Annotated in this window: 9 protein-coding genes; 2 read left to right on the plus strand and 7 right to left on the minus strand. The window is 65.4% G+C overall.

What is annotated here, in order from left to right; translation table 11 throughout:
• Positions 1–32: 32 nt before the first annotated feature.
• The 6 genes from BLS61_RS03695 to BLS61_RS03720 form a co-directional block, all read right to left on the minus strand.
• Complete coding sequence (locus BLS61_RS03695) at positions 33–2,228, minus strand: TonB-dependent receptor (protein ID WP_090427497.1); 2,196 nt, start codon at positions 2,226–2,228, stop codon at positions 33–35.
• Positions 2,229–2,456: 228 nt separating this feature from the next.
• Positions 2,457–3,569, minus strand: a complete 1,113-nt coding sequence (locus BLS61_RS03700; RefSeq protein WP_090427501.1) for an alpha-hydroxy acid oxidase — start codon at positions 3,567–3,569, stop codon at positions 2,457–2,459.
• 81 nt (positions 3,570–3,650) lie between these two features.
• A complete protein-coding gene (locus BLS61_RS03705; RefSeq protein ID WP_090427504.1) occupies positions 3,651–4,319 on the minus strand; it encodes a Fe2+-dependent dioxygenase in 669 nt (222 codons plus the stop codon).
• Positions 4,320–4,462: 143 nt separating this feature from the next.
• Entirely contained in the window at positions 4,463–6,763 is a 2,301-nt protein-coding gene (locus tag BLS61_RS03710) for a TonB-dependent receptor (RefSeq protein WP_090427506.1), read from the minus strand.
• A 320-nt stretch (positions 6,764–7,083) separates the two neighbouring features.
• Complete coding sequence (locus tag BLS61_RS03715; protein WP_090427509.1) at positions 7,084–8,247, minus strand: type III PLP-dependent enzyme; 1,164 nt, start codon at positions 8,245–8,247, stop codon at positions 7,084–7,086.
• A gap of 433 nt (positions 8,248–8,680) precedes the next feature.
• Positions 8,681–11,209, minus strand: coding sequence for a PepSY domain-containing protein (locus BLS61_RS03720; protein ID WP_090427512.1), 2,529 nt, complete (start codon positions 11,207–11,209; stop codon positions 8,681–8,683).
• Between the two features lie 236 nt (positions 11,210–11,445).
• Between BLS61_RS03720 and BLS61_RS03725 the strand changes: the two genes are divergently transcribed.
• Complete coding sequence (locus BLS61_RS03725) at positions 11,446–13,029, plus strand: peptide chain release factor 3 (RefSeq protein WP_090427516.1); 1,584 nt, start codon at positions 11,446–11,448, stop codon at positions 13,027–13,029.
• Positions 13,030–13,065: 36 nt separating this feature from the next.
• Here the strand turns inward: BLS61_RS03725 and BLS61_RS03730 are convergent, their stop codons facing one another.
• Positions 13,066–15,483, minus strand: coding sequence for a membrane-bound PQQ-dependent dehydrogenase, glucose/quinate/shikimate family (locus BLS61_RS03730; RefSeq protein ID WP_090427519.1), 2,418 nt, complete (start codon positions 15,481–15,483; stop codon positions 13,066–13,068).
• 168 nt (positions 15,484–15,651) lie between these two features.
• Between BLS61_RS03730 and cobB the strand changes: the two genes are divergently transcribed.
• Positions 15,652–16,359, plus strand: coding sequence for a Sir2 family NAD+-dependent deacetylase (gene cobB, locus BLS61_RS03735; protein WP_090427522.1), 708 nt, complete (start codon positions 15,652–15,654; stop codon positions 16,357–16,359).
• Positions 16,360–16,446 lie beyond the last annotated feature (87 nt).

A 16,446-nucleotide genomic window follows, 5' to 3' on the forward strand; every position in this document is an offset into this window, starting at 1 on the left:
CTGGCGACTTCCCGGGAAGCCGCAGCGGCACTTTAGAAGCTGTAGGTCGCCGACAGGATCGCCGAGCGCGCATCGCCATACTCGATGGCCGAGGAGCGGGCGGTGGTGCCGATGTTCTGCCGCACACGCTCGACGTAATCCTTGTCGAACAGGTTGTTGACGTTCAGCTGCAGGTCGAGGTTGCGGTTGACCTTGTAGCCGATCATCGCGTTGTGCAGCCAGTAGGAATCGAGCTTGGCCTGGGTGCTGGCACTGACGTTGCGCTCGCTGACGTAACGGGCGCCATAACCCAGCGTCCAGCCCTGGGCGACCTCGTAGGTGGTCCACAGGTTGAACGAGTGCGGCGGGGTGTTGCCCAGCGCCTGGCCTTCGCGGTTCGGGTCGATGGCGGACTTGAGGGTCTCGCTGTCGAGGAAGGTGTAGTTGGCGTAGACATTCCAGTGCTCGCTGAGCTTGCCGGTGGCTCCCAGCTCGACACCCTGCACGCGCTGCTCGCCCGCCAGGATATAGCTGCCATCGGCCAGCTGCTCGCGCGCATCGGTCTTGTCGACGCGGAACAGCGCGCCATCGAGCATCAGGCGGCCGTCGAACAGTTCCCACTTGGTGCCCAGTTCCCAGGTCTCGTTCTTCTCCGGATTGAGGCTCTGGGTCGCCGCGCTCAGACCACCACCGTTGGAGGCGACGTTCTCCGCGGTGGGGTTGAAGGAGGTGCCCCAGGCGATGTAGATGCGCCCGTTCTCGGCCGGCTTGTAGACCACGCCGGCACGGCTGCTGAGCTCTTCGTCGGTGGAGGTGAAGCGGCCGGTGCGCACATGACTGGCGGAGAAGGACTCGCTCTCGGCATCGAACCAGTCATAACGCAGACCCAGGTTCAGGTCCCACTGCGGGCTCAGCGCGATGCTGTCGAATACGTACAGCGCACGGTTGTCCAGCTGGTTCTCGGTGTAGCCGGTGGTGGTCTTGTTGATCGGTCCGTTCCAGCGACCGGGCGGGTTGGCCAGGTCGAAACCGCTGCCCGGATACACGGCATTGCCCAGGCCATGGTTGTAGGTCTTCAGGTCGAGATTCTCGCGCGACACCTCGACACCGGTGACCAGCTCGTGGGCCAGCCCGGACGTGTCGAAGCTGGCGCGCAGGTTGGTCTGGTTGATCCACATTTCCGTGGTGACGTCACGCCCATAACCCTGCGGGCCGGCAGGACGATAGTTACCCGCCGGCACGCCGGTCAGGTTCACATGCGACGCGGAAACCACCGTCTCGCGATCCACACGGCTGTAACGGGTCAGGTTCTGCAGGCGCAGCGCGTCGTTGATGTCGTGCTCGAGGTTGACGGTAAACGCGTCCTGCTCGATGCGCTCCTTGTCCAGGTTCTTCCAGCCGAAGTAATCCTCGCGGCTGACGCCGGCCAGCTTCTTGCCATCCAGCGCAGGCACGCCGTAGTCGGGCAGGTTGTCATCGCTCTGGTGGAAATAGCTCAGGGTCAGGCGGGTCGCCTCGCTCAGGCCCAGCGCCAGCGACGGCGCGATGCCCCAGCGCTCACGGTCGATCTGGTCACGCCCGGGGACATCGTTCTCGTGTGCCATCAGGTTCAGGCGCACGGCGCTGCCGACACCCACACCTTCGAGGGTCTGGTTGGTGTCCAGGGTCAGGCGGTGGTAGTTGTCGGTGCCGAGGCCGGCGCCGATTTCGGTGAAGTCTCGCTGCAGCGGCTGCTTGCTGATGATGTTGATGCTGCCGCCGGTGGTGCCTGCGCCGCCGAAGACCGAGTTGGGGCCCTTGATGACCTCGACCTGCTCGATATTGAAGGTATCGGTGCGGCTGGTCTGGGCGCTGTCGCGCAGGCCATCGATCTGCAGGTTGGCGTTGGCGGAGAAACCGCGGATGTTGATGCTGTCACCCGAGCCGCCACCGCCCTCCCCGGCGTTGAAGGTGATACCGGAAACGTTGGACAGCACCTGGCGCAGGCTCAGCGCCTGCTGCTCACGGATCACCTCGGCCGGCACCACATTGATGGTCTGTGGCGTATCGAGCAGCGGTTTGACGTACTTGGCCGACGCGGAGCTCTCCGTCTTGTAGCCGCTGTCCCTCTTTGCCTTGACGGTCAGGTTGTCCAGCTGCACGGCGTCGTCAGCCAGTGCGGGCAAGGTGAGCGAAGCGACCGCAAGGCCGACGGCAGTGGCCAGCAGGCGCTTGGAAGGCAAGGAGCGTTGGCAGTTCATGGCACGCATTTGATAATTGCTACCCTAGACTATTGATAATTATTTACATATTGGCTCGGATAGCCCCCTTGCAATCCGGGGCAACGAGCAGGCAGTCGTGCAGGCACGGCAAGGCGCCTTGCGACTGAATGCAAATCTATATCATCCGCACGAAATAATCAGCAACAACTTGCACGATCCAGCGCAGGCCTGCCGCTGCGTCGGCTGCCTCGGAAACAACCAGGGACAGCAGGCAGGCTAGCCTGGCGGCGCACGCCAGATGACGTGCGGCCCGATACCGGCCAGATCGGCGCAGCCGGTCAGGGCCATGGCCACCTCCAGCTCCGCCCGCAGCAGTTGCAGCACATGCGCCACGCCTATCGCCCCGGCGGTCGCCAGAGCGAAGACGTAGGGCCTGCCCACCAGCACGGCGTCCGCGCCCAGCGCCAGCGCCTTGAGGATGTCGCTGCCACGCCGGATACCGCCATCGAGCAGCAGCGGCACGCGCCCCTGCACAGCGGCGGCGACTTCGGGCAGCACGTCGATGGTCGCCGGCAGACCATCGAGCGTGCGTCCGCCATGGTTGGAAACGATCAGCCCGTCGATACCCGCCGCCAGCGCCTGCTCGGCATCGGCGCCGCTCATGATGCCCTTGAGCAGAATCGGCAAACGCGTCTGCTCACGCAGCCAGGCGAGGTCGGCCCAGGTCGGCGCCGCGGCCAGCAGCGGGCCACCCAGCAGCAGACTGCCGCTGTGCGGCTCGGCCTGCGCCTGCAGTGGCCGCATCCCGCGCAGATTGACCGCCTCGACGCCGGCAGGCAGGGCGAAACCTGCGCGCTGCTCGCGATTGCGCACGCCATTGACGGGGGCGTCCACGGTCAGCACCAGCGCCTGGTAGCCGGCGCTTTCCGCTCGCCGGATCAGGGCCGCAGTGAACTCGCGATCAGGCTGGATATACAGCTGGAACCACAGCGGCGCCTGCGCCTGCGCCGCAATGGCCTCCAGCTCGACGCTGGCCTGGGTGCTGACCACCATGCCGGCGCCCAGCGCAGACGCCGCGAGCACGCTGGCCAGCTCCCCCTCCGGGTGCGCCAGCTTCTGATAGGCCACTGGCGCGAGAAAGACCGGGTGGGCGAAGTCCTGGCCGAACAGGCGCAGGCGCGTATTACCGCCGCTCAGGTCCTGCAGCACCCGGCCACGCAGGCATAGCCGTTCGAACGCGGCGCGATTGTCGGCCAGGCTCAGCTCGTCGGCGGCGCCGCCGGCCAGATAGGCCCAGGCCTGCTCGCTCATACGCTCGCGGGCATAGGGTTCGTAGTCGGCGACGGCGGCGATGGTCGGTGGAATCTGCTGCAGCTTGGGCAAGGCCATGGCGTGTCTCGGCGCATTGTCATCGTGGATTCGTAGCCCGGATGCAATCCGGGCATGCAGCGCAGTTGGCGCAGGGCTGACTCAGGTCTGCGTCCATTGCCGCAACAGGTTGTGGTAGATCCCGGTCAGCCGAACCAATTCGGGGCTGTCCGGCACCTGCTGACGCAGCGCCTGGATGCTGTCGTCCAGCTCCAGCAGCACGCTGCGCTGCTCGTCCTGACGCACCAGGCTCTGCACCCAGAAGAACGAAGCCAGACGCGCGCCGCGAGTCACCGGCTCGACCCGATGCAGGCTGCCGCTGGAATAGAGAATCAGATGGCCGGCCGGCAGCTTGATGCGCTGGTCCTGCACCACCAGCTCACCGCCTTCGTACTCCTCCGGCTCGCTGAAGAACAGGGTGGCCGAGAGGTCGGCGCGAATCCGATGCGGCGTGCCCGGCACGCTGAACACGGCGTTGTCGATATGGTCGCCGTAGGTGCCGCCCTCGGCATAGCGATTGAAGCGCGGCGGCACCACCTTCAGCGGCAACGCGGCAGCCATGAAACGCGGATGCTGGGCCAGGCAGGCCAGGATGAAATCGCCCAGCTGCTGCGTCAGCGGGTCATCCTGGGCCAGCTGCTGGTTGGCCTTGACGTTCACCGCCTGGTGCCCGGCGGTGAGCCGACCGTCCTGCCAGTTGCCGCCTTCGAGTGCGGCGCGGCACTGCTGCAGTTGTTCGGCATTCAGCACGTCGGGAATGCTCAGCATCATGTTCGGGGGTCTCCAGGGGCAAGCGCCGTTGCGAATGATTCTAAAGGGCAGCAGCCCCCGGAAAGAAGTCCGATCGACTGCTGCCGGCAAATGAAAACGCCCCGACTGCGTGACAGTCGGGGCGTCTGGGTACACCAGCGTGCTTAGAAGTGGAAGTTGGTGCTCAGGGTGAAGGTACGCGGATCGCCGAGCAGTGCACGGCGGCCCTGCCAGTTGGCCGAGCTGACGTATTCCTCGTTGGTCAGGTTATCGACATTCAGGCGCACGTCCAGGTTGGCGCTGACCTCGTAGCTGGCCATGGCGGCGAAGGTGGTGTAGCTCGGCACCCGACCGTAGCGCCCGTTGGCGACGATTCGCTCGACGTCATCCGGGCGGCCCAGGTAGGAAGAACCCACGTGCTGTGCGCCCAGGCCGAGGGTCAGGCCGACCGGCAGACGGTAGGTGGTCCACAGGTTGCCGGAAACCTTGGGAGTGAAGGCCAGCTCGTCACCGTCGGTGCGCAGCTCGCTGCCATAGTCGCCACTGTTGGCACGACGGCGCACGTCGTCCAGGTAGGCACTGTGCTTGCGCTCGCTGTCCAGGAACACGATGCCGGCGAAGATATCCCAGTTGTGGGTGATCTTGCCGCTGGCGCCCAGTTCCAGGCCTTTGACCACCTGCTCGCCATAGCCCTTGAGCGTTGCCGGCCCGGTCTGGCCGACGTCCAGCCCGGTGATCGCCACCTTCTTCTTCTCCGTATAGAAAAGCGCCGCAGTGGTGGACAGGCGCTTGTCGAAGAAGTCCCACTTGGTGCCGATTTCGTAGTTGTGCGCGCGCACCGGATCGGCGCCCTTGATCAACGCCGGCAAGCCCTGATCGCTGCGCGAGATATCGGCGTTGGACAGGTAGGAGCCCGGCGGCTGGGTGGACACACCATAAGCGGCGTAGACGCTGCCGTTGGGCAGCGGCTTGTACACCACACCCAGTTTGCCGCCGAGGCTCAGCTCGGTGTCGTCGAAGTCGTCCCCCGGCGCAGCACCGCCGGCCAGACGCTTGTTGCTGATGCTCGCCTGGTACTGCTCCAGACGCAGGCCGCCGGTCACCTGCCACTGCGGATTGATCTCGATGGTGTCGTAGGCATAGAGCGCAACCGTATCCACATCGACCTTGGTGCGATCACGCGCGGGCAGAGCGGCCGGTGCGCTGCGCTCCCAGTCCGGATCGAAGACGTTGACCAGATCCGGCAGCGTCTGCGAGGCGAAGCCCAGCGACTCCGACTTCTCGCGGCTCAGCTCCAGGCCCGCCGACAGGTTGTGGCGCAGCCCACCGGTGTTGAACTGGCTGGAGAGGTTGGTCAGGTTGCTCAGCGAGGTATTGACGCGGTCGTACTGCTGGCGCTGCACGTTGACCAGCGCGGCGTTCGGGTTGGCATCGTCGTCGAGCACATGGGTGTAACGCGCCTGGCGATCGACACGCGCCAGACGAGTCTGGTTGCTGAGGGTGACGCCAGCGGACAGATCATGTTCCAGGCGGAACATCAGCGCATCGCTGGTGGTGTCGTCGAAGTCGGACTTGAGGCCGAAGTACTTGTCGCGATCGGCCGACCACACCGAAGGATCGAACGGGGTGTTGGCCCCCTTGAGCTTGTCGCGCAGGGTCACGCCGGCCACGCCGAGATCCGGGCGGTCGTTCATCTCGACGTGCTCGTAGGCGACGATGGCGCGCGTGTCGGTGCCCAGGCCGAAGGCCAGCGACGGGGCGATGCCCCAACTGTTCTTCTCGGCATGCTCACGACCGGCCACACCGCTGTCCTCGACCAGCAGGTTGAGGCGCAACGCGGTGCTGTCGTTGATGACCTGGTTGGTGTCGAGCGTGGCACGGCGGCGCGGCTCGGAGTCGTACTGATCGAAGCCGAAGCTGGCGCCACCGGCGATAAAGCTTTCCAGCGTCGGCGTCTTGGTCACCTGGTTGACGTAGCCACCGGCGCCACCGCGGCCGTTGTCGGCCGCCGGGCCTTTGAACACCTCGACCTGCTCGACGTTGAACACGTCGCGGGTGTAGCTGCCGTTGTCACGCGCGCCATCGACGAAAATGCTGCCGCTGGTGTTGAAGCCGCGCAGGCTGAAGTTGTTGGTGCCGCTGGCGAAACCGTTTTCGCCAGCCTCGAAGCTGATGCCGGGGGTGTTCTTCAGCACATCGGTCAGGGTGCGGGCGTTCTGCTGGCGGAACAGGGTTTCCGGAATGACGTTGACCGTTTGCGGTGTATCGAGCAAGGCGGCGGTCTGTTTCGGCGAGGATGCCTTGTCGACCTTGTAGCCGCTGTCCTGCTGGCCCTGAACGGTTACGTCATCCAGCTCGACCGAGTCCTGGGCGACGGCGAAACCGGACAGCAGGGCCAGACTGACGGCCGAGGCCAGCAGATGACGCTGGGGCAAAGGTGCACGCTTGTTGTGTTTATCGCTCACGAGAATCACTCCAGATGAAAACTGCGCGCGATAGTATTTGAGATTCACTCTTAATCAATCTTTACGAATGATTTACAGGGAACTTCTTTGTAACAAAAATGTCGCCACCTTTTCTCGTCACAAGATGGAGCGCTCTAGGTCGGTAGTTCAGCGCAAATGACGGCCCTGGAGCAGAAATGAAAACGCCCACACGAGGTGGGCGTCAGTAGCGCAGCATCAAGGCATAGGTAGGGTGCGCCGCGCGCACCAGCTCTGCAGGCGGTGCGCACGGCGCACCCTACTCGCAATAGCCTCCGGCTGCGGTTGAGGCTTGCAGTACCTTACAGGTAGTAGGATTTCAGCGGCGGGAAGCCGTTGAACTCCACCGCACTGTAGCTGGTGGTGTAGGCGCCGGTGGACAGCCAGTACAGGCGGTCGCCGCTGGAGAGGTTAAGCGGCAGGCCGTACTTGTAGTTCTCATACATGATGTCGGCGCTGTCGCAGGTCGGGCCGGCGATCACCACCTCCTCCATCTCGCCCTTCTTCTCGGTCCAGATGGGGAACTTGATGGCTTCGTCCATGGTTTCGATCAGGCCGCTGAACTTGCCGACGTCGGCGTACACCCAGCGCTCCACCGCAGTGCGCGATTTGCGCGCCACCAGCACCACTTCGGACACCAGCACGCCGGCGTTGGCGATCAGCGAACGGCCCGGCTCGAGAATGATTTCCGGCAGATCATCGCCGAAGTCTTCCTTGAGGAAGCGGGTGATTTCCTCGGCATAGGTTTCCAGGTCGTTGGTGCGCTGGATGTAGTTGGCCGGGAAGCCGCCGCCCATGTTGATCATCTGCAGGGTGATGCCGTCTTCCTCACGCAGGCGCTCGAAGATCACCTTGACCTTGGCGATGGCGGCGTCCCACACGTCGATATCGCGCTGCTGGCTGCCGACGTGGAAGGAAATGCCGTAGGGCACCAGGCCCAGCTGCTTGGCCAGGATCAGCAGATCCAGGGCCATGTCCGGGTTGCAGCCGAACTTGCGCGACAGCGGCCAGTCGGCGCTGGTGGAGCCTTCGGTGAGGATGCGCACATAGATCTTGGCACCCGGCGCGGCCTTGGCGATGTTGCGCAGGTCGGCTTCGGAGTCGGTGGCGAACAGGCGCACGCCCTTGTCGAAGAAGTAGCGAATGTCGCGCGCCTTCTTGATGGTGTTGCCGTAGCTGATGCGCTCGGGGCCTACGCCAGCGCTCATGACCTTGTCCAGCTCGTAGATCGAGGCGATGTCGAAGCTCGAGCCCTTGTCGCGCAGCAGCTCGATGATCTCGATGGCCGGGTTGGCCTTGACCGCGTAGTAGACCTTGGCGAACGGGAAGCAGGTGCCCAGCTGGTCGTAGGCATCGGCAATGATCTTCCGGTCGATCACCACGAACGGGGTTTCGTGCTGATCAGCGAATGCCTTCATGCGCTGGAAAGTGGCGGGTGCGTAGTAGTCTTCGACCTTGATCGACATGCTGGGACTCCAATGGCAAAACCGGGAACACATTGATTCGGGCAGCAGAACCGCTTGCAGGTTCCGCTACGTGTCGGGGCTGGCCGGGCAATACGCCGGCCTGAACGTCTGACAGTTTCCCCACTTTGGTTCGCCTACTTCCCAAGGCATGTCGCCGAGCATCACCGGTACCGACCTGGCCGGCCGGCAACCTCTCGTCGTCAGTACTTGAGCCGGATGGATCGTTTCCAGCATGGACGTTCGGGCGCGGACTTTAAGACCATGCGCCGCGCAGATCAACCGGAAATTCTGCCTAATTTCATCTCGTTCCGGATATCACACGAAACGCCCTGAAATGCTGAACAGGCGGGGCTTTCAGCCAGTTTGGCGCAGCCGTGTTTCAGTGCCATTGCAGCACCTTGCGGCGAGCGGCCTGCACCGCTCGCCCAGCAGCTCAATACACGTCGCGGCGATAGCGCCCTTGCTCGACCAGATCGTCCACCACCTGGTCGCCGAGCAGCTCACGCAACGCCGCATCGACGCCGCCGGCCATGCCCTGCAGGCTGCCGCAGACGTAGATCGCCGCGCCTTCATCTAGCCAGGCACGCAGGCGCTCGTGCTGCTCGCGCAGCAGATCCTGCACGTAGCGTTTCTCCGCCTGATCACGGGAGAACGCCAGATCCAGATGCTGCAGCTCGCCTGCGGCCAGCGCCGCCTGCAGCTCATCGCCACAGAAGAAGTCGCAGGCGCGGTTGCGCTCGCCGAACAGCAGCCAGTTTCGCCCCTGCCCGGCCAGTGCCCGCGCGCGCAACAGCGAGCGCAGCCCAGCCAGGCCGGTGCCATTGCCGATCAGGATCAGCGGGCGGTCGTCGTCCGGCAGGTGGAAGCCGCTGTTGCGCCGCACCCGCGCCAGCAATTGCCCGCCGGCTGGCAGATGCTCGGTCAGCCAGCCGGAGCCCAGGCCCAGGCTGCCGTCGGCCTGCATGGCCTGGCGCACGATCAGTTGCAGCACGCCATCGGCCGCCACCGAGGCGATGGAGTATTCACGCGAACCCAGCGGCGCCAGGGCATCAACCAGCGCCTGGGCATGCAGGCCGACCAGATGCGCGAGGCTGTCCGGCAACCGGCGTTCGGCCAGGGCTTCGCAAAGGCTCAGCGCCTGGCCATCGAGGATCACCGGCTCGAGGCCATTGCAGCCGGAGTGCTGCAGCCAGGCCTGCACCGCAGCCGGCGCATGACGCGGACGAATCTCCAGGATGTCGCCGGCCTGCCAGGTACTCTGCGCAGGCGGCGTCAGGCCGAGGAAGAACACCGGCGCACCCTGACTGCCGGGGTTGAGCAGGCGTCGTTCGGCCAGCGTCCAGCCCTGCCAGGGCGCCTGTTCGAAGCGCATCGGCGCGGCGCCGGTCAGCTCGCTCAGCTGCTGTTGCCAGCGCTGCAGCGCGGCCTGGTCAGCGCCATCGACCTCGACGCTGTCGAACAGGCGCTGCGCGCCCTGCAAACCCAGCCAGTCGTTGATGCGCCGGGCGAAGCCGCAGAAGTGCTGGTACTGCCGGTCGCCCAGCGCCAGCACGGCGTAGCTCAGCTGTTCGAGCGGCAGCGAGCTGCCCAGCACCTTGCGCTCGAAACCCAGCGCGGCATCGGGCGCCTCGCCGTCACCGAAGGTGCTGACCACGAACAGCGCCTTGTGCGTCCGGCGCAGGCTGTCGGCATCGAGGCGCGACAGCGGCTCGACCCGCACCGGGATGCCGGCGGCCTGCAATTGCCCGGCGCTCTGCCAGGCCAGTTGCTCGGCAAAGCCGCTCTGGCTGGCGAAGCCGACCAGCCAGCCTTCGCCCGAGTCATCCGTTTTCAGCGCACCGCGCGCAGCCAGCGCCGCACGCTTCTTGCGCCGGCGATCCAGGTACAGCAGCCAGCCGGTAATGAAGAACAGCGGCATGGCCGCCGAGGCCAGCATCATCAGGATGCGCCCGGTCAGGCCAAAGTATTCGCCGACATGCAGGGCATAGACGCTGGTCAGCAATTGCGCCTTGAAGCTCTTGTCGGCGTAGCGCTCGTGGCGACTGACGACGCCGGTAGCGGGATCGATCTGCAACTGGTTGAAGGCGCGCTCGTGCTCGGCGTCGTCGAGCACGTAGAAGACAGTGGCCGGCTGCCCGTCCACCGGCGGCAAGCGCAGGTTCCAGGCGACCAGCCCGGGCCCGGCAGCCTGTTGCACCCCCTGCCAGATGGCCGCGTGATCGACATGCGGCGCAGGCCCGGCGCCGGCGTCACGTCCAGCTCGCGAACGCCCTTCACGCTGCTCGGGCGGGTTGTCCGAAAGCAGGCGCGTCAGCCCTTCGCGATACCAGTCGTAGGACCAGTACAAACCGGTGAGCCCGGCGCAGAGGTAGAACAGCAGCACCCAGGTGCCGGCGACTGCGTGCAGGTCCCAGTTGAAGCTACGGCCCTTCTTCTTCCAGTCCAGGGTCAGCCAGGTGCGCCAGTTCAGCGCCTGGCGCGGCCAGCGCAGGTACAGGCCGGACAGGCAGAAGAACAGCAGCGCCAGGGTGCTGGCCGCGGTGATCTGCTTGCCAACTTCGCCCATGGCCAGGAAGCGGTGCAGCTGCAGCATCAGACCGAAGAACTGCTGGCCGACGGGTTCGGCCAGTATCTGCCCGGTGTAGGGGTCAAAGGTCACGCGCGGCCCGCGGCGCTCGCCCGGTGGCGGCGCAAGAAAGGCGGTGCCGGGGCCGTCGTGGCGGCTATCGAGCCACAGGCTGGCGACCCGGTCGGCGCTGGCCGACTCGATCCTGGCGACCAGTTCGGCGGGCTCGAGCCAACCCTGCTCGCTGCGCTGGATCTGCCAGCGCTCGGCATTCAGGGCGCGGGTGATCTCACCCTCGAAGCTGTAGAGGGCACCGGTGATGCCCATGATGGCCAGCACCAGACCGGCGCTGATGCCGAAGAACCAGTGCAACTGGAAGATGATTTTCTTGAACACGACGGAGCAACCCCTGCCCTGACCCACTGCGACGGGCGGCTACTCTATATGGGAATAATTTTCATAACCATTCATTTACGCGTTATTTACGCATCTGCGCAGGTGCCAAGAGGCATCGCCCGGCGCGCTTGTGAAACCCGATGGTCGCCCCTCGGCCAGCGCCTGCAGTTATCGGTATAATCGGCAGTTTTCCAGGCACCAAAGTGCCTTCAACGCTTCCATCCAGGCACATATTCATGACCACCCAGGCCGCCGAAGTCGCCAAGCGCCGTACCTTCGCCATCATCTCCCACCCGGACGCCGGTAAGACCACCATCACCGAGAAGCTGCTGCTGATGGGCAAGGCCATCGAAGTGGCCGGCACCGTGAAGTCGCGTAAATCCGACCGCCATGCCACCTCCGACTGGATGGAAATGGAGAAGCAGCGCGGCATCTCCATCACCACCTCGGTGATGCAGTTCCCCTACCGCGAGCACATCGTCAACCTGCTCGACACCCCCGGCCACGAAGACTTCTCCGAAGACACCTACCGCACCCTCACCGCGGTGGACTCGGCCTTGATGGTGCTCGACGGCGGTAAGGGCGTCGAGCCGCGTACCATCGCCCTGATGGACGTGTGCCGCCTGCGCGACACGCCCATCGTCAGCTTCATCAACAAGCTCGACCGCGACATCCGCGACCCCATCGAACTGCTCGACGAGATCGAGGCGGTGCTGAAGATCAAGGCCGCGCCGATCACCTGGCCGATTGGCTGCTACAAGGACTTCAAGGGCGTCTACCACCTGAGCGGCGACTACATCGTGGTCTATACACCGGGCCACGGTCACGAGCGCACCGAAGCCAAGATCATCCAGAAGCTGGACTCCGACGAGGCCCGCGCCCACCTGGGCGACATGTACGAGCGCTTCGTCGAGGAACTGGAGCTGGTGCAGGGTGCCTGCCACGAGTTCGAACCGGACGCCTTCCTCAAGGGCGAAATGACCCCGGTGTTCTTCGGCACCGCTCTGGGCAACTTCGGTGTCGATCATGTGCTCGACGCCGTGGTCGACTGGGCGCCGCGCCCACTGCCACGTGCCGCCAACGAGCGCAGCGTGGAGCCGACCGAGGAGAAGTTCTCTGGCTTCGTGTTCAAGATCCAGGCGAACATGGACCCGAAGCACCGCGACCGCATCGCCTTCATGCGCATCTGCTCGGGCAAGTACACCCAGGGCATGAAGATGCGCCACGCGCGCCTGGGCAAGGACGTGCGCGTCGGCGACGCCCTGACCTTCTTCTCCAGCGAGCGTGAACACCTGGAAGAAGCCTACGCCGGCGACATCATCGGCCTGCACAACCACGGCACCATCCAGATCGGCGACACCTTCACCGAAGGCGAGAACCTGGGCTTCACCGGCATCCCGCACTTCGCCCCGGAACTGTTCCGCCGCGTGCGCCTGAAGGATCCGCTGAAATCCAAGCAGCTGCGCCAGGGCCTGCAGGAGCTGGCCGAGGAAGGCGCCACCCAGGTGTTCTTCCCCGAGCGCAACAACGACATCGTGCTCGGCGCCGTCGGCGTACTGCAGTTCGACGTGGTCGCCAGCCGCCTCAAGGAGGAATACAAGGTGGAGTGCGCCTACGAGGCGATCAACGTCTGGTCGGCGCGCTGGATCGAGTGCAGCGACGAGAAGAAGCTCAAGGAGTTCAAGGACAAGGCCTACGAAAACCTCGCCGTGGACGGCGGCGGCCACCTCACCTACCTGGCCCCGACCCGCGTCAACCTCAGCCTGATGGAAGAGCGCTGGCCGGAGATCAAGTTCCGCGCGACTCGTGAGCATCACTGAGATCGAACAAGGCCCGCTCTGCGGGCCTTGTGCCGTTTACTCTTCCTCCTCCAGCGCCCAGGCCACCAGCGAATCACCCATGCGCGTACCGAACGAGCCGTGCCCGCCGGCCATCACCACCACGTACTGCTTGCCGGTCTTTTCCGAGACATAGCTGATCGGCGTGGCCTGGCCGCCTGCCGGCAACCTGTCCTTCCACAGTTCCTCGCCGGTGCGCATGTCGTAGGCGCGCAGGTAGTAGTCCAGCGTGCCGCTGAGAAAGCCCAGGCCACTGGCGGTGATCAACGGGCCACCGAGGTTCGGCACGCCCACCGTCAGGGGGATACCCAGTGGGGCACTGTCGCGGCTGGTGCCGTTCTTGCGCTGCCAGACCTTGTCCATGCTGCGCAGGTCGACCGCGGTGACGTAGCCCCATGGTGGCGCCTGACAAGGCAACCCCAGCGGCGACAGGAAAGGCTCCAGGCTGACCATGTAGGGCGCACCGTGGTTGGGTTGAAGGCCCAGTTCGCTGCCGCCCTGGCGTGCCTCCCTAACCTCCTCACGCCGGACCAGGCGCGAAACGAAAGCCAGGTAGTTCGGCGCGCCGAAGAGGATCTGCCGCTGCGGATCGACCGCCACCGAGGGCCAGTTGAACACCCCGACGTTGCCCGGATAGATCAGCGAACCCTGCTCCGACGGCGGGGTGAAGTCGCCCTCGTAACGCAGGCGATGGAACTGGATGCGGCAGATCAGCTGGTCGAACGGCGTACCGCCCCACATGTCGCGCTCGTACAGCGGCTCCTCGGGAGCATAGCTGAGCGCGGAGGCCGGCTGAGTCGGCGCGGTGAAGTCGCCCTCCACCGTGCCCTGCGGCACCGGATGCTCGGTGACCGGCACGATCGGCTCGCCGTTGCGCCGGTCGAGCACGTAGAGGTCGCCGCGCTTGGTCGGCTGGATGATCGCCGGCACCGGCCCGTCGGGGCCCTCGATATCTACCAGAGTAGGCTGGGATGGCAGGTCACGATCCCACAGGTCATGGTGCACGGTGCGAAACTCCCAGCGCACCCGTCCGGTTTCCAGGTCAAGCGCCACCAGCGCCGCGGTGAAGCGCTCGGCTTCGGGGCTGCGCTGCACGCCCCACTGGTCGGGCGTCTGGTTGCCCATGGGGATGTATACCAAGCCCAGTGCCTCGTCCGCCGTGGCGATGGTCCAGGAGTTGGGGGTGCTGCGCACATAGGTCTCGCCGGGCGGCAGCGGCTCGGTGGCGTCGGGGCGGCCGGGGTCGAAGTTCCACACCAGCTCGCCGCTACGCACGTCATAGGCGCGAATCACCCCGCCCGGCGAATCCACCGAGCCGTTGTCGGTCACCGAGCCGCCCACTATCACCAGCTTCTCGGTAACCACCGGCGGCGAGGTGGGCAGGTAGACGCCCAGCGCGTCATCGCCCAGACCCACCTTGAGATCGACCATGCCGCCCTCGCCGAAATCCTCGCAGGGCTTGCCGTCATGCAGATCGAGCGCGTACAGCGTGGAGTCGTTGGTGGGCAGGAACAGGCGCTGAGTGCAGCGTGGCGGTGCCTGCGGCGGCAGCTCTGGCAGCGCACCTGCTCGTGCCGCGATCAAGGGGCCGGCATAGGCGGCCGCGTCGTGATAGGCCAGGCCGCGGCAGGTCATGTGCTGGTAGTACTCGGCCTGGCGGTTGATGGCCGGGTCGAAGCGCCAGCGCTCCTCGCCGGTGTCGGCATCCACGGCGATGGCGATGCTGTGCGGCGTGCAGATGAACAGGTTGTCGCCGATCTTCAGCGGCGTCACCTGATTGGTGATCTCGCCGGGGTCGCCTTCACCAGGCAGATCGCCGGTGTGAAACTCCCAGGCCTTCTTCAACCGCCCTACGTTGGCCGAGGTGATCTGTTCGGCACCGGCGTAGCGTTCGCCTCGCGACGAGCCGCCGTAAGCTGTCCATTCGCTGACTGAACGGCTGTTAGGCGTCACACCTGCAGCCGCCATGCGCGGCTCGTCGAAACGGCCGGGCAGGCGATGGTAATCCTGGGTCAGCGAATAGCCCGCCATGCCCGCGCCCAGCAGCAAGCCGATGCCCAGCACCACGCTGGCGCCGTCACGCCAGGTCTGCCCGGGGGCGATATGCCGGTTGATCCACGGCAGCAGCAGCCATAGCCCGAGTACGCACCACATGTCGATGCGCGGCGCCATCTGCCACCAGTCGAAGCGCACCTCGTAGACCGTCCAGGCCAGGCTCGCCAGCAGCACCAGGGCGTACAGCCAAAGGGCAGCACGCTGGCGCCGATGAATCAGCACGCCCACCAGCAGCAGGCCGAGGCCTGCCAGCAGGTAGTACCAGGAGCCGCCCAGCCACACCAGATAGGCGCCACCGAGCGCCAGCAGCACGCCTAGCAAGGCCACCAGCCAGGTAGTCAGGATGATGCGCAGGGGCTGCGCCTCGTTATTCTCGATCATTGCTCACTCCCCGAATCACTGCCCCATCCAGACCGGGGCCGTGATCTGTGGATACGGGGCAAGCGGCGAGAGTTCAGGGATTCTGCCCCGGCAATGGCGCAGCCGGCTCCCCGCCGCGCCAGCCTTGGCATAAAGTGGCGCCTGGTCCCGATAGTCCCTGGAGCGCCAATGTCTCATCCGAACATCGTCATCCTTACCGGTGCGGGGATTTCCGCCGAGAGCGGCATCCGCACCTTCCGCGCATCCGACGGCCTGTGGGAAGACCACCGCATCGAAGAGGTGGCCACGCCCGAAGGCTTCGCCCGCGACCCGGCACTGGTACAGCGCTTCTACGACATGCGCCGCGCCCAGCTGCGCGATCCGGCCATCGCACCGAATGCCGGGCATCTGGCCCTGGCCGAGCTGGAGGCCGGCTGGCAAGGTGACTTCCTGCTGGTCACGCAGAACGTCGACAACCTGCACGAGCGGGCCGGCTCCAAACGCCTGCTGCACATGCACGGCGAGCTGCAGTCGATGCTGTGCAGCAACAGCCAGCAGCGTTTCCCGCTATTGGAGGACATGCCGGTGGGCCAGGCGTGCGCCTGCTGCGGCCTGGTCGGCACCTTGCGTCCGGATATCGTCTGGTTCGGCGAGATGCCCTATCACATGGAGCGCATCTACGACGCGCTGGAGCAGTGCGAGCTGTTCGTCAGCATCGGCACCTCCGGGCACGTCTACCCGGCGGCGGGTTTCGTCGAGCAGGCGCGCCGGGCCGGTGCGCATACGCTGGAGATCAACCTGGAGCCGAGCCAGGGCCATTCGCTGTTCGCCGAGAAGCGCTATGGGCCAGCCACCGAAGAATTGCCGCGCTGGGTGGCGGAGCTGCTGGCGAGCTAAACGTAGGGCGGGTGCAACCCGCCAAAACGCAAATGGGCGGGTTGCACCCGCCCTACATCCGCTCCCATCTGTTGGGCCACGCCTGGA

Origin of the sequence: Ectopseudomonas guguanensis (assembly GCF_900104265.1) — a bacterium.
GTDB lineage: Bacteria > Pseudomonadota > Gammaproteobacteria > Pseudomonadales > Pseudomonadaceae > Aquipseudomonas > Aquipseudomonas guguanensis.